This window comes from Pseudomonas sp. BAY1663 (assembly GCF_000582595.1).
Taxonomy (GTDB): domain Bacteria; phylum Pseudomonadota; class Gammaproteobacteria; order Pseudomonadales; family Pseudomonadaceae; genus Stutzerimonas; species Stutzerimonas stutzeri_AF.
On the sequence record NZ_AZSV01000207.1, the window covers coordinates 1 to 1,006 of the forward strand.

Sequence of the window (1,006 nt, forward strand, 5' to 3'; positions counted from 1 at the left end):
AGGGCGCGCCTTGTATGGTTTAGCTGGCGAGTCCAAAAAGGACTTGTCGGGGTGGAGGGACAAGCGCGCCATCCGACCTTCAGGTACGGACTGTGGGAGATATCGTCCCGCCCCTCATCTCAACGCCGATAAGGAATCTATCGGCTGCGGCAGCAGACCGACGATTAGTGGCAAGCCAGCGTTCGATGAGCCCGACAAGCCTATTCACCTTAGCTGGGAGATAGACGATGTCCAAGCCCGCCGCCCCTATTCTCATCGGAATCGATGTCAGCAAAGACGAGCTGGTTATCGCTCGTAGCGACAGCAGTACCGTCGAGGCGCTCAGCAACAACGTTGCTGCCATCCGTCGTTGGCTACACGCCCTTCCCGACGGGTGCCAGTTCGCCCTGGAAGCCACTGGCACCTACCATCGGGCAGTCGCACAGCTGGCCTTTTCCCAGGGCCACCGGGTGTACCTGCTCGACGGTTTCAGGCTCAACCGCTATCGCGACAGCATCGGTACGCGGGCCAAAACCGATCAGACCGATGCCCGACTCATCCTGCGCTACCTGTCCAACGAAGGCGACAACCTCAAGCCCTGGACGCCACCACCACAGGCCTATGACCGTATCCATGCGCTGCTACATCGTCGCGCAACCATCGTTCAGGCGCGTGTTGCGCTGAATCAGAGCCTTCGTGACATTCCTGAATCGAAGCACCTGGCCAAGCAACTGAACAGACAGCTCAAGCAATTGGAGGGGCGAATCGAGAAACATCTGGAGTCCTGCTGCCGAGAGGCCGGCTGGTGGGATCAGGTCAGCCGCTGCAAAAAGATCGAGGGCATCGGCACGTTCAATGCGATGGCCTTGACCACCATGTTCCAGCGCGGCCGTTTCAAGAATTCCGATGCGTTCATCGCCTTCCTCGGCCTGGACGTCAGGGTTCGAGATTCGGGCAAGAAAACCGGAGCCCGTAAGCTCACCAAGAAAGGCGACCCCGAACTTCGCCGCCTGCTGCACAACGCCGC

At 59.6% G+C, this 1,006-nt stretch carries 1 protein-coding gene; it reads left to right on the plus strand.

All coding sequences use genetic code 11. The features are described 5' to 3' along the window. Positions 1 to 227: 227 nt before the first annotated feature. Positions 228 to 1,006, plus strand: a 779-nt coding sequence (locus BAY1663_RS22805; protein ID WP_037045443.1) for an IS110 family transposase, incomplete at its 3' end; no start/stop codon positions are given.